The 21,708-nt window shown below is 68.5% G+C and carries 21 protein-coding genes; 15 read left to right on the forward strand and 6 right to left on the reverse strand.

The window, feature by feature from the left end; translation table 11 throughout:
* The 3 genes from ACTHNC_RS09235 to ACTHNC_RS09245 form a co-directional block, all read left to right on the forward strand.
* A partial coding sequence (locus ACTHNC_RS09235) for a sensor histidine kinase (protein ID WP_440294307.1) occupies positions 1-1,332 on the forward strand: 1,332 nt, incomplete at its 5' end.
* Positions 1,329-1,994, forward strand: a complete 666-nt coding sequence (locus ACTHNC_RS09240) for a response regulator transcription factor (RefSeq protein WP_440294308.1) — start codon at positions 1,329-1,331, stop codon at positions 1,992-1,994. The genes ACTHNC_RS09235 and ACTHNC_RS09240, both read left to right, overlap by 4 nt.
* Before the next feature lie 62 nt (positions 1,995-2,056).
* Positions 2,057-3,376: a threonine/serine ThrE exporter family protein gene (locus ACTHNC_RS09245; protein ID WP_440294309.1), complete on the forward strand. Its 1,320-nt coding sequence runs from the start codon at positions 2,057-2,059 to the stop codon at positions 3,374-3,376.
* A 61-nt stretch (positions 3,377-3,437) separates the two neighbouring features.
* Here the strand turns inward: ACTHNC_RS09245 and ACTHNC_RS09250 are convergent, their stop codons facing one another.
* Positions 3,438-4,424, reverse strand: coding sequence for a LacI family DNA-binding transcriptional regulator (locus ACTHNC_RS09250; protein WP_440294310.1), 987 nt, complete (start codon positions 4,422-4,424; stop codon positions 3,438-3,440).
* Positions 4,425-4,574: 150 nt separating this feature from the next.
* Here ACTHNC_RS09250 and ACTHNC_RS09255 point away from each other — a divergent pair, with 150 nt between their 5' ends.
* From ACTHNC_RS09255 to ACTHNC_RS09285, 7 genes are read left to right on the forward strand one after another with little or no spacing between them, the layout of a single operon-like run.
* On the forward strand, positions 4,575-5,528 hold the full coding sequence (locus ACTHNC_RS09255) for a carbohydrate ABC transporter permease (RefSeq protein ID WP_440294311.1): 954 nt from the start codon (positions 4,575-4,577) through the stop codon (positions 5,526-5,528).
* Between the two features lie 12 nt (positions 5,529-5,540).
* Positions 5,541-6,371, forward strand: a complete 831-nt coding sequence (locus tag ACTHNC_RS09260; protein WP_440294312.1) for a carbohydrate ABC transporter permease — start codon at positions 5,541-5,543, stop codon at positions 6,369-6,371.
* Positions 6,368-7,726 carry an ABC transporter substrate-binding protein gene (locus ACTHNC_RS09265; protein WP_440294313.1) on the forward strand — a complete coding sequence of 453 codons (1,359 nt, stop codon included), beginning with the start codon at positions 6,368-6,370 and terminating at the stop codon, positions 7,724-7,726. The genes ACTHNC_RS09260 and ACTHNC_RS09265 overlap by 4 nt, the downstream gene beginning before the upstream one ends.
* Positions 7,727-7,775: 49 nt before the next feature.
* Positions 7,776-8,969: a Gfo/Idh/MocA family protein gene (locus ACTHNC_RS09270; protein WP_440294314.1), complete on the forward strand. Its 1,194-nt coding sequence runs from the start codon at positions 7,776-7,778 to the stop codon at positions 8,967-8,969.
* Between the two features lie 54 nt (positions 8,970-9,023).
* Entirely contained in the window at positions 9,024-9,701 is a 678-nt protein-coding gene (locus ACTHNC_RS09275) for a response regulator transcription factor (protein WP_440294315.1), read from the forward strand.
* 28 nt (positions 9,702-9,729) lie between these two features.
* Positions 9,730-10,791 carry a sensor histidine kinase gene (locus ACTHNC_RS09280; protein ID WP_440294330.1) on the forward strand — a complete coding sequence of 354 codons (1,062 nt, stop codon included), beginning with the start codon at positions 9,730-9,732 and terminating at the stop codon, positions 10,789-10,791.
* Positions 10,792-10,820: 29 nt separating this feature from the next.
* Positions 10,821-11,798, forward strand: a complete 978-nt coding sequence (locus tag ACTHNC_RS09285; RefSeq protein WP_440294316.1) for a zinc-binding dehydrogenase — start codon at positions 10,821-10,823, stop codon at positions 11,796-11,798.
* Positions 11,799-11,816: 18 nt separating this feature from the next.
* On the opposite strand, the gene ACTHNC_RS09290 is transcribed toward ACTHNC_RS09285, so the two are convergent.
* Positions 11,817-12,101 (reverse strand): hypothetical protein, encoded by a 285-nt coding sequence (locus ACTHNC_RS09290; protein WP_440294317.1) that lies wholly within the window; start codon positions 12,099-12,101, stop codon positions 11,817-11,819.
* A gap of 119 nt (positions 12,102-12,220) precedes the next feature.
* On the opposite strand from ACTHNC_RS09290, the gene ACTHNC_RS09295 reads away from it, so the two are divergent.
* Positions 12,221-12,913, forward strand: coding sequence for a TetR/AcrR family transcriptional regulator (locus ACTHNC_RS09295; RefSeq protein ID WP_440294318.1), 693 nt, complete (start codon positions 12,221-12,223; stop codon positions 12,911-12,913).
* Between the two features lie 22 nt (positions 12,914-12,935).
* On the opposite strand, the gene ACTHNC_RS09300 is transcribed toward ACTHNC_RS09295, so the two are convergent.
* The gene (locus ACTHNC_RS09300; protein WP_440294319.1) at positions 12,936-15,173 is read right to left on the reverse strand and encodes an adenylyl cyclase; all 2,238 of its coding nucleotides are present in this window, start codon (positions 15,171-15,173) and stop codon (positions 12,936-12,938) included.
* Positions 15,174-15,275: 102 nt separating this feature from the next.
* Positions 15,276-16,157 carry an SDR family oxidoreductase gene (locus tag ACTHNC_RS09305; protein WP_440294320.1) on the reverse strand — a complete coding sequence of 294 codons (882 nt, stop codon included), beginning with the start codon at positions 16,155-16,157 and terminating at the stop codon, positions 15,276-15,278.
* 85 nt (positions 16,158-16,242) lie between these two features.
* Here ACTHNC_RS09305 and ACTHNC_RS09310 point away from each other — a divergent pair, with 85 nt between their 5' ends.
* The 4 genes from ACTHNC_RS09310 (at position 16,243) to ACTHNC_RS09325 (ending at position 19,108) form a co-directional block, all read left to right on the forward strand.
* A complete protein-coding gene (locus tag ACTHNC_RS09310; protein ID WP_440294321.1) occupies positions 16,243-16,815 on the forward strand; it encodes a TetR/AcrR family transcriptional regulator in 573 nt (190 codons plus the stop codon).
* A gap of 80 nt (positions 16,816-16,895) precedes the next feature.
* Positions 16,896-17,345 (forward strand): hypothetical protein, encoded by a 450-nt coding sequence (locus tag ACTHNC_RS09315; protein ID WP_440294322.1) that lies wholly within the window; start codon positions 16,896-16,898, stop codon positions 17,343-17,345.
* Positions 17,346-17,354: 9 nt separating this feature from the next.
* On the forward strand, positions 17,355-18,470 hold the full coding sequence (locus ACTHNC_RS09320; RefSeq protein WP_440294323.1) for a sensor histidine kinase: 1,116 nt from the start codon (positions 17,355-17,357) through the stop codon (positions 18,468-18,470).
* A complete protein-coding gene (locus ACTHNC_RS09325; RefSeq protein WP_440294324.1) occupies positions 18,467-19,108 on the forward strand; it encodes a response regulator in 642 nt (213 codons plus the stop codon). Before ACTHNC_RS09320 ends, ACTHNC_RS09325 begins: the two co-directional genes overlap by 4 nt.
* A 3-nt stretch (positions 19,109-19,111) precedes the next feature.
* On the opposite strand, the gene ACTHNC_RS09330 is transcribed toward ACTHNC_RS09325, so the two are convergent.
* On the reverse strand, positions 19,112-20,602 hold the full coding sequence (locus ACTHNC_RS09330; protein WP_440294325.1) for a sugar porter family MFS transporter: 1,491 nt from the start codon (positions 20,600-20,602) through the stop codon (positions 19,112-19,114).
* Positions 20,603-20,643: 41 nt separating this feature from the next.
* Positions 20,644-21,663: a zinc-dependent alcohol dehydrogenase family protein gene (locus ACTHNC_RS09335; RefSeq protein WP_440294326.1), complete on the reverse strand. Its 1,020-nt coding sequence runs from the start codon at positions 21,661-21,663 to the stop codon at positions 20,644-20,646.
* Between the last annotated feature and the right edge of the window lie 45 nt (positions 21,664-21,708).

Consider the following 21,708-nt stretch of genomic DNA (forward strand, 5'->3'; position numbering starts at 1 on the left):
CTCGGCGGAGGACACCTCGGCGCAGCTGCGCGATGCTTGTCGGTGGAGGCGCTCGCGGGGAACGGAGGACGGATGCCGGCACAGGCCAGGTCTGTTCGCGCGCGGGACGTCGTGGTCGACGTCATCGTCTTCGTGTTCGTCTGCCTCGCGTCGTTCGTTCCCGCCAGCCGAGACGGGACGGGCGAGGCCGGCCGGTACGGCCTGATCGTGCTTCCGTTCATGGCGGCGGCCGGCGTCGTGCTGTTCGCCCGCCGCCGGTTCCCGGTGCCGGCGCTCGTCGTTTGCCTGCTCATCGGTCTGGCCGCTGCGCTGCTGGGCGTTCCGCACTCGCCCGTGTTCGCGTTGCCCGTCGCGATCGGCATGTACACGGTGGCGCGTTATCGATCCCGCACGCTGACCGTCGCGTTCGCGGTGGCGTTGATCGTGCTCCTGCCTCTCGAAGAGCTGATCATCGCGGGCGCAGGCTTCGGCGCGGGGAATGTCACCGCTCCGGCCACCCTGCAGCCTGCCGTGCTGATCGCGTTCGCCGCAGCCCTCGGGTCGGCCATCCGTTCCTACTTCGACGCGCTCGAGTCGGCGCGGGAACGGGCACGACGCGCAGAGGAGTCGAGGGAGGCCGAGGCCAAGCGCCGCGTTGCGGAGGATCGCCTCGCGATCGCCAGGGATCTGCACGACTCGGTCGCGCATCGCATCGCGGTGATCAATCTGCAGGCAGGCGTCGCCGAGCGATCGCTTCGCGACGACCCGGACGAGGCGCAGGCTGCGATCGCCATCGTCGGCGATGCAGCACGCAGCGTGCTCGCCGAGCTCAGCGACATGCTGGGTCTGCTGCGCAGCAGCGCCGATCGAGACATCGTGGAGGAGCCCGACTTCGCGCGCATCCAGGGGCTGCTGTCGCTCTTCGCGAAGAGCGGTCTGAAGGTCAGCGTGCACGTGAACGGCGAACCGTACGCATTGGATGCCCGGCTCAGCCCGATCGCGTATCGCGTGGTGCAAGAGGCGCTCACCAACGCGTACAAGCACGGCCCGGAACGCACGGCGGAGGTCGAACTGGACTACGGACCGGATGCGTTGCGGATCCGCGTCGCGAACCCCATCGCCGGCGAAGCGACCGCGCCGTCCGGGGACGGCCATGGACTGATCGGCATGCGGGAACGGCTCGCGGAGGTCGGCGGCAGCGTGCAACTGGAACGAGCGAACGGCCGATTCGAGCTCGTCGCCACGCTCCCGGCCGCACGTGCCAAGGCGGACCGGCCCGCAGCGGTCGACGGACGCAACGCGACCGACCCGGCACCCGCGCTCACGCGTGCGAACGATCGGAGCCGTCCGTGATCCGGGTGCTGATCGCGGACGACCAGGCTCTGATCCGGTCCGCCGTGGTGAGCCTGCTACGTCGTGAGAGCGACATCGAGGTGGTGGGAGAGGCGTCCGACGGTGCGGAGGCGATCGCGATCGCGACCCGCGAGCATCCGGATGTCGTCGTCATGGACCTGCGGATGCCCGGCACCGACGGCATCGCGGCGACGAGAGCCATCCGCTCGAACCAGCGGCTCGACACCACTCGAGTGCTCGTGCTCACGACCTTCGAGGACGAGGAGAACCTGCTGTCCGCCCTTCGCGCCGGAGCGGCCGGATTCCTCGGCAAGGGCGCCGATCCGAACGAGATCGTGCGTGCGGTGCGCATCGTGCACGCGGGCGACGAGCTGCTCTCGCCCGTCGCCACCCGTACACTCATCCGCCGCTCGCTCGCCGCGCCGGAATCGTCCGCGCCCGCTCGCGTGCTGCCGACGGACCTCACGGAGCGCGAGACGGAGATACTCGCCTTGGTCGGCAGGGGCCGCTCCAACGACGAGATCGCGGCCGCGCTGTTCATCTCCCCTGCGACGGCGAAGACACACATCAACCGTGCGATGACGAAACTGGATGCCCACGACCGCGCCCAACTGGTGATCGTCGCCTACGAGTCGGGGCTGATCGCGCCGGGCGCCGAATAGCTGCGGCCCGCGGCTGGCCGGCTGCGGGACGGCGGGCTCGACGATGAGTAGCGTTGGCTTCGATGGCTGAGGGTCGAGCGCTGGACGCACCAGGACGCATCCGGGTCGTGCTCGACCTCGCGATCCGGCTGGCCGAGGTTCTGTTCTCGTCGGGCGCGGGAGCGGCGGATGCCACGGCCGCCATGACGGCGATCGCGGGCGCGTACGGGGTGCGCAACGTCGACTCGGACGTCACCCACACGGTGCTGAGCCTGACTTGGACGAACCCGGGCACCTACGAGTCGGTCTCGCGGCGGCAGACGATCGCGGCGCGCGGGATGGACTTCGCCCGGCTCGCCGCGGCATCGACCCTGTTCGAGGAGATCGTCGACGGAAAGATCGAGCTCGATGCTGCGCGGCGTCACCTGGCGCGGTTCGCGTCGCATAAGCCGCAGGCATCCCGTCTCGTGCTCCGACTCGGATGGAGCCTCATCGGTGGCGGCGCGGCGCTCCTCGTCGGCGGCGACGTCCTCGTGGCGGCGGTCGCGTTCGTCGCGGCGTTCGCGCTCGAGAGCATCACCTCGCTGATGGCGCGGCGTCGCGCTCCGGTGTTCTTCCAGAGCGTCGTCGGCGGGGTCATCGGCCCGATCGCGGCCGTCGTCGTGCACCTCGTGCAACCGCACGAGTCCGCCCGTCTCGTGGTGGTCGCGACCATCATCGTGCTGCTCGCCGGCACCGCGATCTTCGGCGGTGTGCAGGACATCCTCTCCGGCTTCTACCTCACCGGACTCGCCCGGCTCACCGAGGCGCTCGTAATCACGATCGGAATCGCGGCCGGCGTCATCGGCGCAACGCTGGTGTTCTCCGGACTCGGGCTGTCCCTGGACGTCATGTCGAGCAACATACAGATCGGCGGCCCGCCCGCCGTGACGATCGCGGCCGCCGTCGTGATCGTGATCGGCTTCGCGCTCGCCACGCAGGTACCGTGGCGGGCGCTCTGGGCGGTCTGCCTGCTGGGCGCCGTGGCGGAGGCGCTCTACCTGGTCTGCGCGGCGAACGGGTTCGGACCGGTGTGGTCGTCCGCGATCGCGGCGCTCGCCGTGGGGATGCTCGCCTCGATCCTCGCGCAGCTGAGCCGCACGCCCGTGCTCGCCCTCGTGATCACCGGCCTCGTTCCGCTCCTGCCCGGCCTCGTGCTGTTCAACGCGCTGATGCAGCTGGCAACCGGATCGGTCGCGGGTCTCTTCGCCGCACTCGTCTCGGCCGCGGTGGCGGCGGCGCTGGCCGCGGGAGCGATCGCCGGACAGTACGTGACGCAGGCATCATGGCGCAACATGTCCCGCGGCACGCGCAGGGTGCGCGGACCGCTGCTGTCCATCGCATCGCGCCGGCGGAAGATCTGAAGAGGGAGCACGGCCGGCACCCGCGCAGGCTCGCGTCTTCCGGTCTCGCCGACGCGGCGGGTCACCCCGTGCTGGCACCGACGACCAGCTCGGGCACGATGAGGTCACCCGGCGCGTCCGGTTCCCCTGCGACCTCCCGCACGAAGCGCTGCATGACGAGTTCGACGATGGAGGGAATCGGCGTGCGAACGGTGGTGAGTGACGGGACCATGTTGCGCCCGATCACGTCGTGGCCGAAGCCCGTGACCGCGAGGTCCCGACCGATCGCGATGCCGCCCTCCGCGGCGGCCTCGTAGACCTGCTCGGCGAGCTTGTCCCCGCTGCACACGATCGCCGTTGCGTCGCCCGAGATCGCCGCGGCGGCGGCTCTCGCGACGCTCGCCGGCTCGTCGCGGGTGATGACGGAGTGCGGCGCGAGGCCGAGTGCCTTCATCGATGCCTCGTAGGCATCCGCCCGCTCCGTGTCCCAGTAGTTCATCGGCTCGTACCCGAAGAACGCGATGCTGCGGTGCCCGCGGGAGGCGACGTGCTCGACGGCGAGCCGGACGCCCGCCGCATTGTCGATGTCGACCCACGGCTGGCGCTGGGTCGGCTCGGTGCGACCCATGCAGGCGAACGGGGTTGCGTACTCGGTGACGAGGGCCACACGAGGGTCGTCGCGTTTCAGGTTCGAGAACACGAACCCGTCGACCCGCGCAGAGCGGATGAGATCGCGCATCGCCTCGAGGCTCGGCACCATGAGCAGCACGTGGTAGCCGCGCTTCCCCGCGGCGAAGGTGAGGTCGCGGCCGAAGTCGAGGTTGAACACCTCGTCCTTGCCTTCGACGTACTCATCGAGCGGGAACGCGAGCTGGCCGGTGCGCAGTGACCGGAGGCTGCGCGCGCCGGGATGCACGACGTAGCCGAGCTGGTCCACCACGGCCTGCACCCGCTCGGCCGTCGCTGCACCGACGCGGCCGGTGCCGTGCACGACGTTCGACACGGTCTGCCGCGAAACGCCCGCGGCGCGCGCGACGTCGTCGATGGTCACGCGTGTCGTTCCAGCCATCTCGCCTCCTCCCACGATCTTGGTGCATTCGTTGACAGACCCTTGCCGCGTCTGTCACGATGGCTCCGCTCCCAAATGATCGAACGTTCAACCAACGGGGTCAACAGGGGGCCCATGGAAGACGAAGGAGTTGTCGATGGAGAGTGCAACATGACCGGGGTGGTGCAAGACGTTCCGGTGAAGGTGCGGCCGGCCCCGGCGAAGAAGACGAGGAACCGCGCGCCGGCGGCGGAGCGCAAGCGGTACCTCGCCGCGTACGGACTGCTCGCCCCCAGCCTGTTCGGGGTGGTCGTCTTCCTGCTGATCCCGGTGATCTTCGTGTTCGTGCTGTCGTTCATGAAGTGGAACATGCTGAACGCGCCGGCGTTCGCGGGCTTCAGCAACTACATCGACGCGTTCAAGTACGAGGGCGCGTGGCACGCGCTCGTGGTCACGTTCTGGTACGTGCTGCTGAACATCCCCGCCCAGACCGTGCTCGCGCTCGGCATGGCGATGCTGATGAACCGGCGGGGCCGGTTCACCTCCGTCATCCGGGTGCTGTGCGTGCTGCCCTACCTCGCGATGCCGGTCGCGATGGGCGTCGTGTGGCAGTGGATCTTCGCGCCCAGCACCGGCGTGGTCAACACGCTTCTGCACCTGATCGGCATCACCGGGCCGAACTGGCTCAACTCACCGGAATGGGCGATGCCGGTCGTCGCCTTCGCCAACATCTGGCAGTACGTCGGCTACAACATGCTGTTCTTCCTGGCCGGGCTCGGCGCGATCCCTCAGCACGTCTACGAGGCCGCATCCATCGATGGCGCGAGGCCGTGGAAGCGGTTCTGGTACGTCACGCTGCCGCTCTTGCGTCCGACCATGCTCTTCGTCGTGGTGACCGGCGTGATCGGGTCGTTCCAGGTGTTCGACACGGTCTACGTGATGACCAACGGTGGCCCGGGCACGTCGACGACGGTGATGAACATCCTCATCTACCAGAACGGGTTCCAGGGATTCCGGTTCGGCACGGCATCCGCGCTCTCGGTCATCCTCTTCCTGATCATCCTGGTCGTCACTCTGGTGCAGTTCAACTACTTCCAGAAGAAGACCGTCTACGAGATGGTGTGAGGAGATCCGACAATGACCATCACCGCCGGACTGCGCAAGGCGCTCTACGTCGTCGTGCTGCTCCTCATCGCCGCGGTCTTCCTGACGCCGTACATCTTCTCGATCTTCGCCGCCTTCAAGCCGCTCTCGGAGATCCAGGCTGATCGCGCCTGGCAGCTGCCGTCGCACTTCACGTGGGACAACTTCGTCACGATCTTCACCCAGTACCACTTCGCGACCTACCTCGCGAACACGGTCGCCGTGACGGTCATCCTGACCATCGGGCAAGTGGGATTCTCGCTGCTCGGCGCCTACGCGTTCGCCCGCATCAAGTTCCCCGGCCGTGAGGCGATCTTCTGGGGCTTCCTCGCGATGCTGATGGTGCCGAACGTGGTGACGATGATCCCGCTGTACATCATGATGTCGGGCGCCGGACTCGTGAACACGTACTGGGCGCTCTTCCTGCCGTACGTGTTCGGCACGCCGTACACGGTCTTCCTCATGCGGCAGTACCTGCAGACGATCCCTGGAGAGGTCGTCGAAGCCGGGCGCCTCGACGGGCTCTCGGAGCTGGGCATCCTGCGTCGCATCATCGTTCCGCTGGCGAAGCCGGTCATCCTGACGGCCACGATCATCGCGGTGATCTTCGGCTGGAACAACTTCCTGTGGCCGCTGATCGCAACCGACTCGAACGACCTGCAGGTGCTCAGCGTCGGCATCGCCAACTTCAACTCGAACTACGCACAGCAGTGGAACCTGGTGCTCGCCGGGTCGCTGGTGGCGCTCATCCCGATGGTGATCCTGTTCGCCATCTTCCAGAAGCACATCGTGAACTCGGTGAACCTGTCGGGAGCGAGCCGATGAAGCGACGGCAGTTCCTGCAACTCGCCGGAGCGGCGGCAGGCACCCTCGCGCTGAGCGGCTGCTCGGCCGCGGGCTGGGGCTTCAGGGGCGACGGCGGCAAGACCGTCGAGCTCACGTACGCGCTCTGGGATGCCAACCAGCAGATCGGCCTCACGAAGTCGGTCGCCGAGTTCATGAAGCGCAATCCGAACATCCACGTCACCATCCAGCAGGTGCCGTACAACAGCTACCAGCAGAAGATCACCGAGCAGTACATCTCGGGGAACGCGCCCGACGTGTTCTGGGTGAACACGCCGTGGCTGGCCGACTGGGGACGCGGAGGCGTGCTCACGGATGTCGCGCCGAAGGTGAAGCAGGCGGGCATCGACCTCAGTCGGTACTACCCAGCACTGGTCGACCTGCACACCGACGGCGACCACCTCTGGGGCCTGCCGAAGGACTGGGACACCATCTGCTTCTTCTACAACGCGACCCACCTGGCGCAGTGCGGCTATGCGAAGCCGCCGACGGATCTCGAGTGGAACCCGACGGACGGCGGCAGTTTCCTGCACTTCCTGAAGCGGATCACGCTGGACAAGAAGGGGCGGAGCGCGCTCGACGCTGGGTTCGATCCGAACGATGTCGCCATGTACGCGACCGCGGCAACGAACAGCTACCAGGACTCGTTCGGCAACTACATGGCGATGAACGGCGGATCGATGCTGCCGAAGCCGTACGCCACCACGTCTACCATGGACAGCCCGCAGAACCGCGAGATGTTCTCGTTCATGACCGACATGCTGAGCGCCGCGCACGTCATCGTGCCGGCAGCGCAGACCGGGCCGAACGGTGACTCCACGAACGTGGAGACGCTATTCGCCTCCGGCCAGATGGCGATGTGGATGACCGGTGACTGGAACACGCTCACCGTGAGCCAGCTCTCCGGCTTCAAGATCGGCGTGATGCCGATGCCATCGGGGCCGAAGGGACGCATCAGCGTCTTCAACGGGCTGATCGACGCCATCGTCAGCAACACGCCGCATCCCGCCGAGGCATGGCAGCTCGTGCAGTGGCTGGGCGGCCCCGAGTCGCAGCGGATCATGGCAGAGGGCGGATACGTGTGGTCGGCGATCAAGGATCTCGACCCGCTGTTCCTCGCCTACTGGAAGAAGAAGGGCATGGACATGTCCTGGTTCCTGGATGCCGCGCACGGCAAGACGGTCAACTTCCCGGTCGCCACCGGCATGCAGGAGGCACTGACCAACGTGACGACGACACTCGGCCCCGCGTTCCTCGGGCAGGCGCCCGTGGCCCGCTCGCTCGCCGCCGCCAGCGAGATCTTCGATTACCGCATCTCCTACGCCAGCAAGAAGTAGCGCGCTCGCCCTGCTCTCACAACCACGCAACAACCCACGAAAGGTGACAATGATCTCCATCGGAATGGTCGGTGCCGGCCAGTTCGCCCCCTCGTTCGCCAAGCTGTTCAAGGCGCATCCGGATGTCGACCGGGTGCTGGTGACGGACATCCTGCCCGGGCGCGCATCCGAGCTCGTCGAACGCGAGCACCTCGACGGCACGGTAGAGGACTTCGATGCCATGCTCGCCAGCGACGTGGATGCCGTCGCGATCTTCACGCAGCGCTGGACGCACGGTCCCCTGGTGGTCGCCGCGCTGAAGGCCGGAAAGCACGTGTACTCGGCCGTTCCGATGGCCATCTCGGCCGAGGAGATCGCGGCGATCATCGACACGGTGAAGGAGACCGGCCTCACCTACATGATGGGCGAGACCAGCTACTACAATCCGGCGACGGTGTTCGCACGCAAGAAGGTGGCGGAGGGGGCGTTCGGCCGCATCATCTACGCCGAGGGCGACTACGTGCACGACATGGACCTCGGGTTCTACGCCGCCTACCAGTACAGCGGCGGGGAGGGCTGGAAGGCCACTGCTAGCTACCCGCCCATGCTGTACCCGACGCACGCGATCGGCGGGGTGCTCGGCGCCATCCCGGGCCACGCGGTGAGCGTGAGCTGCATCGGCATAGTCGACGACCGGGGCGACGGCGTGTTCGACAAGGAGGTGAGCCAGTTCGACAACGACTTCTCGAACGCGAGCGCACTGTTCGAGCTCGACAACGGTGCCGTGATGCGCACCAACGAGATGCGCCGGGTGGGGTATCCGTCGCAGATCCGCGAGTCCCGGTTCCGCTACTTCGGCACGGATGCCAGCTTCGAGCAGCTGGCGACCGTGTCGCTGTGGCAGGACAAGTACGAGGTGTTCGACGTGAGCAAGCAGCTCGAGACCGAGGCGTCGATGTCTCTGGATGACCCGGAGCTTGCCGACGTCGCGCCCGAGCTGAGGGAGTCGTTCGTCTCCGGCTACGCCGAGGTGCACGACCCGTCGCGGCTGCCCGAGGTGTTCCACGGTCTGCCCAGTGGTCACGAGGGCAGTCACCACTTCCTGGCGGACGACTTCGTGCGAGCCGTCGTTGACGGCACGCTGCCGCCGGTGAACGCGTGGGTCGCCGCGCGCTACACGCTGCCGGGCATCGTGGCGCACCAGTCGGCGCTGCAGGGCGGAGCGCGACTGCCGATCCCCGACTTCGGGGATGCGCCCGCCTGATCGGGCCGGGTTCGATACGGCGACGATACGCGGGCCCGCGTAACATGCGGCCTCGTGCGTGTTCTGGTGGTCGAGGACGAGCCGTTGATGGCCGTCGCCATCCGCGACGGCCTTCGGCTCGAGGCGATCGCGGCCGACATCGCGGGCGACGGCGACACGGCTCTTGAGCTGTTGAGCATCAACGCGTACGACATCGCCGTGCTCGACCGCGACATCCCGGGGCCGTCCGGGGACGAGGTCGCGGGCCGCATCGTGGCATCCGGAAGCGGGATACCGATCCTCATGCTCACCGCGGCGGACCGGATCGACGACAAGGCGTCCGGGTTCGAACTCGGTGCCGACGACTACCTGACGAAGCCGTTCGAGTTGAAGGAGCTCGTGCTGCGTCTGCGAGCGCTCGATCGCAGACGCGGGCACGCGCGCCCGCCCGTGCGAGAGCTGGCGGGCCTGCGGCTGGACCCCTTCCGCCGCGAGGTCTACCGCGACGGCAGATACGTGGCGCTGACCCGTAAGCAGTTCGCCGTGCTCGAGGTGCTGGTCGCGGCGGAGGGCGGCGTGGTCAGCGCGGAGGAACTGCTCGAGCGCGCGTGGGACGAGAACGCCGATCCGTTCACGAACGCCGTGCGCATCACGGTCTCGGCGCTGCGCAAGCGGCTCGGCGAGCCGTGGCTGATCGCGACAGTGCTCGGCGTGGGCTACCGCATCGACGAGGAGGCCGGCCGTGCGGGCTGACGACGAGCCCGGCCGACGACCACCAGGACTGAGCGCTCGGCTGAAGCTCACGCTCAGCTACGCCGCGTTCCTCATGATCGCGGGTGCGCTGCTGCTCGCGGTGGTGTGGCTGTTCATCCTCCGTTACGTGCCGGCCAACGCGGTCAGCACGTTCGCCGGATTCATGCCTGGTCGCGACGACCTGGTGCGCGCCTTCGCACCGGCGGCCGCCTGGGCGCTCGTCTTCCTGCTGGCGTTCGGGCTGGCCGGCGGCTGGTTCCTGGCCGGACGGATGCTCGCACCGCTCACCAGGATCGCCGCCGCCACGAGACTGGCGGCAACCGGCTCGCTCGCCCATCGCATCCAGCTGGAGGGCCGCAACGACGAGTTCCGGGAGCTCGCGGATGCTTTCGACGACATGCTCGCGAAGCTTCAGGCGCACGACGCGGAGCAGCGCAGGTTCGCCGCCAACGCCTCCCACGAGCTGCGCACACCGCTGGCCATCACACAGACACTGCTCGACGTAGCGGCGAAGGACCCGGACCGCGACCCAGGCGAGCTCATCGAGCGGCTGCAGGCGGTGAACATCCGTGCCATCGAGCTGACCGAGGCGCTTCTGACGCTCACCCGCGCCGAGCAGCGGTCCTTCGTGCGTGAGCCCGTCGACCTCTCGCTCATCGTGGAGGAGGCTGCCGAGACGCTGCTCCCGCTCGCCGAGGAGCACGGCATCACGGTCGAGACGTCCGGCGACGTGGCACCCACGGTCGGCTCGCACGCGCTGCTCCTACAGATGACGACGAACCTGCTACACAACGCGATCGTGCACAACCTGCCGGAGCGCGGATCCGTGAACGTGCGCACGAGCATCCGCTCGCCATCCGTGGTTCTCGTCGTGGAGAACACGGGCGAGGTGCTCGGCCGCCAACTGGTGTCGACGCTGACCGAGCCGTTCCAGCGCGGAACGGCTCGTGTGCGTAGGGATCACGCGGGCGTCGGGCTCGGGCTGGCGATCGTGAAGAGCATCGTGCAGGCGCACGACGGGGAGCTGACGCTCGACCCGCTCGAGGCCGGCGGACTGCGCGTGACCGTGCGGCTGCGGGCGGATGAGTAGCGTGGAATCAGGCTGAAGAGGAGCGACAGATGCGAGCGATCGTGCATCACGAGTTCGGCGATCCGGCACAGGTGCTCGGCGTCGAGGAGGTTCCGCTGCCGGAACCGGGACCGCGAGAGGTGCGCCTTCGGGTGCTGCTTTCACCGATCCACAACCACGACCTGTGGACGATCCGCGGCACCTACGGATACAAGCCGGAGTTGCCTGCACGCGCCGGCACTGAGGCGGTGGGGATCGTCGACGCGCTCGGCGACGACGTCGAAGGCATCGAGCTCGGGCAGCGCGTGGCCACCGGCGGAACGTTCGGGGCATGGGCGGAGTGTGTGATCGCGAAGGCGGGTGCGCTCGTCCCGGTGCCGGACGGCATCCCGGACGAGGTCGCCGCTCAGCTCGTCGCGATGCCGTTCAGCGCCATCTCGCTGGTCGAGTTCCTCGACCTGCACGACGGAGATGTCATCGTGCAGAACGCGGCCAACGGCGCGGTCGGACGGCTGGTCGCGCAGATCGGGGCCAGCCGGGGCATCCGCGTGATCGGCATCGTGCGCAGGCAGACGGATGTCGGTGCGCTCGCCGAAGCGGGCATCCCGGACGTCGTCGCGACCGACGACCCCACCTGGCGCGACCGGGTGCTGGAGCTGGCGGGCGACCGGCCGATCGTCGCCGCGGTGGACTCGGTCGGCGGCACGGCATCCGGCGACCTGCTCGACCTGCTCGGCGAGGGCGGAACACTGGTGTCGTTCGGGGCGATGGCATCAGAGCGCATGGAGCTGTCGTCGGGCGACCTCATCTTCAAGCAGGCCGTGGTCAAGGGGTTCTGGGGCAGCAAGGTGTCAGCCGCGATGTCGGCGGAGACCAGACGCGTGCTGTTCGCGGAGCTGTTCCATCTGATCGGGAGCGGGCGGCTCACGCTGCCCGTCGACAGCGTGCACTCGATCGACGACGTGCGGGCAGCGGTCGAGGCGAGCAGCCGAGCCGGCCGCGTCGGCAAGGTGCTGCTGCGCCCCTGACTCGCGTCGACGGTGCTCTCAGCCGGCTGCGAGCTGTAGTTCCCTCGCGCGTCGCGGCTTTACCGTGGCCGTCCATCGGCCGTCGGGTTGGGCGCGCCAGCCGCCGCCGGGCGCGAAGTCCAGGTCGAGCGGCGCGAGAAGCGCGGCGTCCCAGCCGAGCGCGTCGGGACCAGGCGCATCCGGATGGTCGAAGTCGACGAAGAAGAGCACGGGAGTGCCGCGCTCGCTGAGGAGCGTGAGATTCCATTGCGTGTTGCCGAGGTCGTACGTTGCTTCCATGGCAACGACCGATGCCCAGTCCATGGTTCGCCCTTCCGGTCTCCGTAGCTGTAGCTTACTTACATGTCAGTAAGTTCTGGCATCCGAGAATACTCACACGTCGACGAAAGTCGGCATAGCGGCGACACGACCGAGGAGTCCAGGTGACCGCATCCACGAGGCGAGACGAGTCGCGCGGCAAGTCGAAGGCGCGCGCGGGAACGGCAGCGCGCCGGGAGGCCGTGCTCGAGGCCGCGATGAACGTGTTCGGTGAGCGCGGTTACAACAAGGCGGCGCTGACCGAGGTCGCCGAGCGCGCAGGGATGACGCACGCGGGCGTGCTGCACCACTTCGGCAGCAAGGAGCGGCTGCTGGTCGCCGTGCTGCAGTACCGCGACGGAGACGAGGTCGACGGGATCGCCGCCCGCGAGCAAGTGGAAGGGCCCGCGTTCGTCGGGCACATCCTCGACACCGTCGCGGCCAACACCGAGCGGCGCGGCGTCGTGCAGGCATACGCGGTGCTCTCCGCGGAGTCCGTCACCGAGGGGCATCCTGCCCAGGAGTACTTCCGCGGCCGGATCGCTGGGCTCCGCGAGAAGCTGATGCGCGTGCTGCGCGAGTTCGCGCGGGACGACGTGAGCGATGACGAGCTGCTGCGGGCCGCCAACTCGCTGATCGCGGTGATGGACGGCTTGCAGGTGCAGTGGCTGCTCGACCCGGATGCCGTGGACATGCCGGCCACGGTCGCCATGGTGATGAACGAGATCGTCGACCGGCTGGCATCCGGAACCCCGGCGCCCGACGCCCGGGAACGGGCGGACGCGCTGCTGGAGACCGCGGCCGACCCCGACGCGTGAGCCCGGGGCCGGCCGCTCCGCTCTAACCGACCACGCGCCCGCTCCAGGTGCCGACGGCCTCGACGTCGCCGGCGGCATCCGTCGCCGTGACCGAGACCGTGTGCGAGCCCTTGCCGAGCTCGATCGGCCCGCTCACGGCGACAGGTGCGCCGCCGTCGACGCTCGCGGTGAGCACCGCGGACGCGTCGCCCGTCGCGGCGATCACGAGCCCGACCGAGCCGCCCAGGTAGAAGCCGGCACCGTTGCGGTGGGCGTCGGGCGTGGCGAACGTCACGGTCGTGACCGGCGTGCCGGCCGCCGGGTAGTCCGCGATGTAGGCGGTGTGTCCGGTGGGCGAGGTGGCCGAGACGGTGTCGCCGGTGCTGTTGATGCCGTGCACGATGCCCCCGCCGCCGTTCAGGAACTGCGTGACCACGTGGTGGAACGTCACGTTCGGGTTCACCGGCGTCTGGATGGCCGACTCGGCGAACACGTTCTGGTCGACGCCGCCGGCTTCGCGGGTGGGATCGAAGAACGAGTAGATGCCGAGTCCGTACGCGTGGTGGCTCGTCACGGTGTCCGCGACCTGGTACGACGCGTAGCCGTCCCGGGTGCCGTCCATCCAGGATGCCTGCGTCGGCGGGTCGTACGGCAGCTCGCTCTGGTAGAAGACGGTCGTGCCGTCATCGCCGTTCCACACGGTCTGCGCCTGCTGGTAGTGCTCGACGAACAGCCCGTTCGCCTCCACGTGGTCGCCGTTCACCACCAGTCCGTGGTTGCCGGTGTTCTGCGTCCACCCCACGCCCGTGCCGTGGTCGGCACGCCACGACCAGATGTCGTCGAGCAGCACGTTGCTGCTGTTCACGACGATCGCCGTGTCAACACTCCCCTGCTGCGCTCCGCCGATGCGCACGAACACGTCGCTCAGGGTCGTCGGATCGCTCGGGTCGCTGAACCGCGCACGATCGGGCCCGACCTGCACCAGCACCTTGCTCGTGACCGCGCCGGCGTCGATCGTGAGCCCCGACACCTTGACGCCCTTCACGTCGCCGACCTCGATCGCCGCGTTGCCCCGCGTCGGGGTCAGCGTCGCTTCACCCTGACCGAGGATGACCGTGTCCGATCGGCGCACCCGCAGTGCCTGATCCAGGTTGTAGACGCCGGGCGTGACGATGAGGTTCTTGCCCGATGCCAGCTGCGCGTTGATCCGTGCTGCGGAGTCGCCGGGGTGAGCGATGTAGAACGCGCTCATCGGCAGGGACGTGCCGGCCGACGCATCCGTCGACCATGAGACGCCCGATGCGTTCTTCTGCGCCTTGGGCACGAACACCCGGTACTGGCCGTGATCCACGTAGAGGAACGGTGCCTGCCGGCTTTCCGGCGTCGAGCTCAGCGTGGTGTACGGCGGATTCGGATACGTCGCATCGCTGGGTGCACCGGTCACCCCGGAGAACACCTGGTTCCACACCCCGTTCGACCACGAGCCGACCGAGCTGTTCTCGGTGTACCACTGCTGCTGCGAGCCGTTCGTCACGAGCCCGTTGACGTTCGAGTCGGCGAGGAATCCGCCGCTCGCGTAAGCGCCGAAGCGGCCCATCAGTGTGAGGTTGCCGGCGATGTCGACGCGGCGCAGCGGAGCGGCCTGCGACACGGACCAACGCATGGTGTGCGGGTCGGTGATGCCCTCAGGGAACTGCCGCGTGGCATCCTCTCCGAGCGGCTCCTGGATCGGGTTGATCTTGACGTTGCTCAACGAGCGCCAGAAGTTGTCGAGCGAGCCAGGGCTCTGGCCCTCCCACGGAGCGGTCGGGTTCGACTGCACGGGCTCGACGTGCAACGCACCGTTGATCGTGACGTCGTCGGGCGATGCGCCGAGGCCCGCGACCGACTCGTAGAAGCCGACGTTCGCGTTGACGATGTTCGTCGCCGCGTCGGGGCCGGAGTTATTGGTGTTGGTGCCGCACCCGTACGTGCCTGGCAGGAAGTACACCTGGTACCGGTTCGACGAGAACTCCTGCTCGTTCGACACGGCAGCGAGCTTCGCGTTGATCGTGTCGTTGCTCATGCTCGGATCGAGGATGACCACGTTCGGCCCGAAGTCCGGTGCGGCCGGCGCACGGTACGACGGATCCGACTGGCAGCCGGCCGTCGGGTCGTCGGTCGGCGTGGCAGCGGATGCCGGCACCGCGCTCAGCAGGCCGAGCCCGCTGAGCGCGAGTGCCGAGGTGGCGAGAACGGTCGCACCGGTCAGGATGCGACGGGAAGGCGCGGAACGACTCATCTGGTTCTCCTTCGAACGAGAGGCGGTCACTTACTGACCGGAAAGTAACCCTGCCACGCAGCGCGTTCCTGCGCCACCCCTTCGAGGGTGAGGTTCCGCTGGTCAGGGCTGAATGTTCTCCAGGTCCTCGAGCAGGCTCGGGTGCGTGGGCTCCCAGCCGAGCAGCTCACGGGTTCGGGCGCTCGAGGAGGGCTGGTCCATCGCGAAGATCGGACCGAGCGGACCGTAGGTCTCCTCGGGCACGCGTTCGACCGGCAGCCCGAGCCGACGGCCGATCACCGCGGCGATGTCGCGCACCGCGTCGCCCTCGTCTGCCACCGCGTGCCAGGCGGTGCCGGCATCCGCTTCCTCGAGCGCAAGCCGGAACAGCACGGCCGCATCGAGGGCGTGTACGGCGGGCCAGCGCTGGGTGCCGTCGCCCGGGTAACCGGAGACACCAGTTTGGCGAGCGATCTGAGTGAGCAGGCCGGCGAAGCCGCCCGTGCCGTTGTTGTGCACGGTGCGCGGCAGGCGCACGGCGCTGGCGCGCACTCCGCGATCCGCTAGGGCGAGCGTGGCTGTCACGGACTGGCTGCGGCCGCCGACCGGGCCGCCGACAGGCAGCGGATCGTCCTCCGTCGAGGCACGCCCAGGAAAGGAGGGAGTGCCGGAGACCCGTACCAGCGGGCGACCGCTTCCCACCAGCTCCTCGCCGATGGCCGCGCTGGCGGCGGTCTCCTCGGCGATCGCGCGATCGAGAGCCTCCGGGCTGCTGAAGTCGTTCGCGAAGGCCAGATGGATGACGCCATCGCTCTGCGCGGCTCCGGCCCGAAGAGTGTCGATCGCCGCGAGATCTCCGCGAATGGTTTGCGCTCCCGCCCGCTCCAGCGCGCGAGCCGAGGCATCCGAACGCGCGAGCGCCAGAACGGTGTGTCCGTTCCCGAGCAGTTCCGAGACGACGGCCGAGCCGACCAGGCCGCTGCCGCCGGTAATGAAGACGTGCATGAGATCTCCCTGATGAGTGATGGGACCGATGTCTCATCACTGTACACCCGTGATGGGACAAAAGTCCCATCGGTAGACTGGATGCATGTCTCGATGGGAACCCGGTGCGCGCGAACGGCTCGTCGTCGCCGCCGTCGAGCTGTTCTCCGAGAAGGGCTACGACGACACGACGGTGTCCGAGATCGCCGAGCGCGCAGGACTCACGAAGAGCACGTTCTTCAGGTACTTCCCCGACAAGCGCGAACTCCTGGTCGCCGGGCAGGAGACGCTCGGAACGCTCTTCGCCGAGGGCATCGCCGGAGCGCCTCCAGGGGCGACCCCTCTGGAGGCGGTCGGCGCCGGTCTCGAGGCGGTCGCGGGTGCCATGGGCCCGATCAACCGGGAGCTATGGCCCCGCATGAAGGCCGCGATTGCGGCCAGCGCGGAGCTTCAGGAACGCGACGCGCTGAAGAGCGTGGGCCTTGCGGCATCCATGACATCCGCTCTCGTCGCTCGCGGCGTGCCGGAGCCGACCGCCCACCTCGCCGCGGAGCTCGGCCTGCTCGCGTTCAAGCGCGGCTACGCCGAGTGGACGGAGGGCGACTCCGACAACGGTCTCGCGCACTACATGTCCGTCGCGCTGAACGAGCTGCGCGCGGCGACCGCGACGCTGGGCTGACCGTTACGATCAACCGATCGGTGGCACACCCTGACCGTTCGGTTGATCCGCCAGGACCCGGCGCCGAAGACGCTGGAGTCATGACAAACACCAACGCTCCTCAGGTCAGCACCGGCATCGCCGCGCTTCGTCGTGCTGCGTTCCGTCCCGTGCTTCTTCTGCTCACCGGCTTCCTCGTGGTGAGCGCCGCCATGATCGCGGTGCTCGTCGCCATGGTGGTGAACCACGCATCCGTCGACACGGCGATCTGGATCCGCTGCTCGCTCGTGCTCGCCAGCGCGGTGGTGCTGCTGCTGATCGCGGCATCCGCCGCCCGCGGCTCCCGCGCCGCCTGGATCCGGCTGCGCATCATCAGCCCGATCGTGGTCGTCGCGGTCATCGTGATCGTCTCGATCCCGGGATTCCTCCCCGACTGGGTGCGGCTGGAGCAGGCGGTCTGCGGGCTGCTCGTGCTGCCGGCGGCCATCATCGTGAATCTTCCGCGCATGGGACGGCTCTTCCCCAAGGCCGTGTCCTCCGCCACGGCATAGGGTCGGTACGTGATCGACCCCCGTTGGCGGACGGTTCTCACCTACGCGCCCTATCTCGTGCTGGGGATGCTCGCAGCATTCGCCGTCGGCACCGAGTGGGGCGCGTGGGCGCGCCTGGTGCCCGTGCTCATCCTGTGCGCGGCGTACGCCGCCTGGGTGCTCGTGATGCGGAATCTGCCGTTCCGCTGGCGCGACCGGCCGCTCGCCATCGGCGTGTTCATGGCAGGCGCCATCCTGCTGAACCTCGCGCTCGTGCTGCTCCAGGGGTACTTCGGGTTCCTCACGATCGCGACGTTCACCTTCGCCTACTCGCTCGTCGAATGGCCGTGGGAGCTGTTCGCCGTCGGCGGCACCGCCATCGTCGCGGGCCTCGCCCAGAGCTCGAGCTTCGGGCCGGACCTGCTCGGATTCATCGGCAGGGTCGTGGTGGTCGCCATCAACATCGTCATCATGTGCGGTCTCTCCTGGGGTCTGCTCATCGCCCAGCGGCAGGACGAGCGAGCCGCCACCGCCGCGGAGCGGGCCAGGCTGGCCCGCGAGATCCACGACACGCTCGCTCAGCGCTTCGCCGGCGTCGTGACGCAGCTGCAGGCGGCCGAACAGGCTCCGGATGATGCCGCACGCCGTCGCCACTCGGATGCCGCGATCGAGCTCGCGAGGGACGGCCTCGCCGAGGCGCGGCGCTCGGTGCAGGCGCTCCGACCGGCCGCACTCGACGCGATGCGACTCAACGACGCCCTGCGCAACCTGGCCGCGAGCTGGTCGGCGCGCACGGGCATCCCGGTCGACTTCGGCGTCTCGGGCGACGGCCGCACGCTCTCGACGGATGCCGAGGTCGCGCTGCTCAGAACGGCCCAGGAGGCGCTCGCCAACGTCGAGCGGCACGCCCAGGCGCATCGCGTGGTGCTGACCCTTCGATCGGATGCCGCGGGCACACGCCTCGAGGTGCGCGACGACGGCCGCGGCTTCGACCCGGCCGAGCGGCACGAGCGCATTCCCCAGCCGGAAGAAGGCGGGTACGGTCTGGTGGCGATGCGCGAACGAATCGAATCCGTGGCCGGCGCCCTGGTCGTCGACTCGAGGCCAGGACACGGCACCGCGGTGCGGGCCGAGGTGCCGGCATGAGCGACGGCACGACGCCGATCCGGCTGCTGGTCGTCGACGACCATCCCGTCGTGCGCGACGGGATCGTCGGCATGGTGGCATCCGCTCCCGACGTCGAGGTCGTGGGCGAGGCGTCCGACGGCGCCGAGGCCGTCTCGCTGGCGCGAGTGCTGGACCCCGACGTCGTGCTGATGGACCTGCGGATGCCCGGCACCGACGGCGTCGCCGCGACCCGCGAGTTCGCGCGGCTCGGCATCCGGGCCAGGGTCGTCATCCTGACCACGTTCGACTCCGACTCCGACGTGCTGCCGGCGGTCGAGGCGGGCGCGACGGGGTACTTGCTCAAGGATGCGCCGCGCGACGACCTGCTGCGGGCCATCCGTGCCGCGGCGGCCGGCGAGGCGGTGCTCGCGCCGTCGGTCGCGTCACGCCTGATGGGACGCGTGCGCACTCCGGAGGCGAACGCGCTCAGCCCTCGGGAGCTGGAGGTGCTCGCGCTCGTCGCCGACGGAGCGACCAACCGCGCCGTCGGCGCCAGGATGCACCTCAGCGAGGCCACCGTGAAGACGCATCTGCTGAGCATCTACGCCAAGCTCGGCGTCGGCGATCGCGCGGCCGCCGTCGCCGAGGGCTTCCGCCGCGGGCTGTTGACCGGATAGGCGCTACTTGCCGGAGTTCTCGCCGACGAGCTCGGTCTGGATCTGTTCCAGTGAGCGCCCCTTCGTCTCCGGAACCCGGAACATGAAGAACAGGAACGAGGCGACGCCGATCGCCGTGTACACGAAGAACGTGCCCTGCCGGGTGATCAGCATGTTCAGCGTGAGGAACGATCCGGCGACGACGAAGTTCGCCGCCCAGTTCGTCATGGTGGAGACCGACATGGCCTTGCTGCGCAGTCCGCTCGGGAAGATCTCGGAGATCATCAGCCAGAACACCGGTCCGAGCCCGATCGCGAACGCCGCGATGTAGACGATGAGGCAGATCAGGGCCAGCCAGCCTGCGGTGTGTTGCAGCGTCGGGACGGCGAAGTAGATGCCCAGCACCGCAAGCGACACCGTGAGACCGATGGTGCCGATGAGCAGCAGCGCGCGGCGCCCGACCCGGTCGAGCAGCAGCACGGCCACGATCGTGAAGACCACATTCGTGACACCCACGAACACCGTCTGCCCGATCGAGCTGCTGGCCGAGAGTCCGGTGTCGGAAAGGATGGTCGGCGCGTAGTAGATCACGGTGTTCACACCCACGAACTGCTGCGCGACCGCGAGCCCCAGCCCGATCAGGATCAGCGGACGAACCTTCGGGCCGAACAGGTCCCTCACCTTGCTGCCGGCCTCGCGCTCGTTCGCCTCCCTGATCTCCTTCAGCTCGCCGTCGACATCCGCCTTCTCGTCGCCCTCGCGCAGCTTCTCCAGCACCTTTCGCGCGTCGTCTTCACGGCCCACCTGCGCGAGCCAGCGCGGAGTGTGCGGCACCGTGAGCATGCCGATCGCGAGGGCCGCGCCGGGGAGCGCGGCGATTCCGAGCATCCATCGCCAGTTGCCGGGAAGGCCCTGGAAGGCGAAGTTGACCAGATACGCGATGAGGATGCCCGACGTGATCGCCAGCTGGTTGAACGAGACGAGTCCGCCGCGCACTCGAGGCGGCGCGACCTCCGAGATGTACAGCGGGGAGACGAACGATGCCGTGCCCACCGAGACTCCGAGCAGGAAGCGGAACCCGATGAGCATCGGCACCGAGAACGACAGCGCGCACCCGATCGCGGCGATGAAGTAGACGCAGCCGGAGATGACCTTCGTCCATTTGCGGCTGATCTTGTCGGCCAGGTAACCCGAGATCAGCGCGCCAACGATGGCGCCGAGCAGCAGCACCGAGACGATCCACTCCTGCGCCGTGGCGTCGGCGTGCAGATCCTTCTTGATGAAAAGCAGCGCGCCCGAGATGACTCCGGTGTCGTACCCGAACAGCAGCCCGCCGATCGCCGCGATGATCGCGGCCCTGATGATGAGTCCGTTGGCGCTCGATCGCACCTCTGAGATGAAGCCGGCCATGGCATCCAAGCAAGCCCCGGGCGCCCCTTCTTGGTAGGGCTTGACGGATGCCTCCGCAGCGGCGCAGCGCCTGCTCCGCTGACGCAGATTGCGGGCGTTGGGCATCCGACCCGCAATTTGCGTCAGCGGAAGAGGCCGCGGCGAGGTCAGACGGTGAGCAGCACCTTCGTGGCCCGGCGCTCGTCCATCGCCTTGTAGCCCTCGGCTGCCTGCTCGAGCGGCAGCGTGAGATCGAACACCTTGCCCGGGTCGATCTTGCGCGTCCAGATGAGGTCGATCAGCTCGGGCAGGAACCGGCGGACGGGTGCCGGACCGCCGAGGAGGTGCACCTCGGAGAAGAACAGCTCGTCGCCGGGGATGGCGACGTCGTGCGCGACACCGACGAAGCCGATGTGCCCGCCGGCGCGAGTGGAGCGGATGGCCTGCAGGAACGACTCCTGCGTTCCGACCGCCTCGATCACGCTGTGAGCGCCGAGGCCGCCGGTGAGCTCCTTGATGCGAGCCACTCCCGCATCGCCCCGCTCCTCCACGATGTCGGTCGCACCGAACTCGCGCGCCAGCGCCTGCCGGTCCGCGTGGCGGGACATCGCGATGATCCGCTCCGCGCCGAGCTGCTTCGCGGCCAGAACGCCGAGCAGGCCGACCGCTCCGTCGCCGACGACCGCGACCGTCTTGCCGGGCCCGGCTTCTGCGGCGACCGCGGCGAACCATCCGGTGCCCAGCACATCGGATGCCGCCAGCAGCGACGGGATGAGGTCGGGGTCGGGCTGCCCGGGCGTCGCGACGAGCGTGCCGTCGGCCAGCGGGATGCGCGCCTTGGTCGCCTGCGTTCCGATCGAGCCCATCCCCACGACGTGCACGCAGCGGGACTGGTAGCCGGCCTGGCAGATCTCGCACGTGTTGTCGGAAGCCATGAACGAGCCGACGACGAAGTCGCCGACCTTGATGTTCTTCACGTTCGCGCCGATCTCTTCGACCACGCCGACGTACTCGTGTCCCATCGGGGTGTGGTCCGGATGGTCGACCCCGCGGTATGGCCAGAGGTCCGAGCCGCAGATGCAGGTCGCAGCCAGACGGATGATCGCATCCGTCGGCTCGATGATCGTCGGGTCCTCGCGCTCGCCGACGCTGATCTCGCCGGGAGCATCCATGATGACTGCGCGCATTGCGCCGCCTCCAGTTGTGGTCGATGGTGTGCGATACAAGGCAAC

This window comes from Humibacter sp. (assembly GCF_051954055.1).
GTDB lineage: Bacteria > Actinomycetota > Actinomycetes > Actinomycetales > Microbacteriaceae > Humibacter.

What these genes read in the sequence shown, in the direction of transcription:
- ACTHNC_RS09330 (WP_440294325.1), bottom strand. Translation starts at nt 20,602, where the DNA reads ATGCCCAACGCCCGCAATCTGCGTCAGCGGAGCAGGCGCTGCGCCGCT.
- ACTHNC_RS09325 (WP_440294324.1), top strand. Translation starts at nt 18,467, where the DNA reads ATGAGCGACGGCACGACGCCGATCCGGCTGCTGGTCGTCGACGACCAT.
- ACTHNC_RS09285 (WP_440294316.1), top strand. Translation starts at nt 10,821, where the DNA reads ATGCGAGCGATCGTGCATCACGAGTTCGGCGATCCGGCACAGGTGCTC.
- ACTHNC_RS09255 (WP_440294311.1), top strand. Translation starts at nt 4,575, where the DNA reads ATGACCGGGGTGGTGCAAGACGTTCCGGTGAAGGTGCGGCCGGCCCCG.
- ACTHNC_RS09335 (WP_440294326.1), bottom strand. Translation starts at nt 21,663, where the DNA reads ATGCGCGCAGTCATCATGGATGCTCCCGGCGAGATCAGCGTCGGCGAG.
- ACTHNC_RS09305 (WP_440294320.1), bottom strand. Translation starts at nt 16,157, where the DNA reads ATGCACGTCTTCATTACCGGCGGCAGCGGCCTGGTCGGCTCGGCCGTC.
- ACTHNC_RS09310 (WP_440294321.1), top strand. Translation starts at nt 16,243, where the DNA reads ATGTCTCGATGGGAACCCGGTGCGCGCGAACGGCTCGTCGTCGCCGCC.
- ACTHNC_RS09315 (WP_440294322.1), top strand. Translation starts at nt 16,896, where the DNA reads ATGACAAACACCAACGCTCCTCAGGTCAGCACCGGCATCGCCGCGCTT.
- ACTHNC_RS09300 (WP_440294319.1), bottom strand. Translation starts at nt 15,173, where the DNA reads ATGAGTCGTTCCGCGCCTTCCCGTCGCATCCTGACCGGTGCGACCGTT.
- ACTHNC_RS09270 (WP_440294314.1), top strand. Translation starts at nt 7,776, where the DNA reads ATGATCTCCATCGGAATGGTCGGTGCCGGCCAGTTCGCCCCCTCGTTC.
- ACTHNC_RS09265 (WP_440294313.1), top strand. Translation starts at nt 6,368, where the DNA reads ATGAAGCGACGGCAGTTCCTGCAACTCGCCGGAGCGGCGGCAGGCACC.
- ACTHNC_RS09260 (WP_440294312.1), top strand. Translation starts at nt 5,541, where the DNA reads ATGACCATCACCGCCGGACTGCGCAAGGCGCTCTACGTCGTCGTGCTG.
- ACTHNC_RS09290 (WP_440294317.1), bottom strand. Translation starts at nt 12,101, where the DNA reads ATGGACTGGGCATCGGTCGTTGCCATGGAAGCAACGTACGACCTCGGC.
- ACTHNC_RS09250 (WP_440294310.1), bottom strand. Translation starts at nt 4,424, where the DNA reads ATGGCTGGAACGACACGCGTGACCATCGACGACGTCGCGCGCGCCGCG.
- ACTHNC_RS09245 (WP_440294309.1), top strand. Translation starts at nt 2,057, where the DNA reads ATGGCTGAGGGTCGAGCGCTGGACGCACCAGGACGCATCCGGGTCGTG.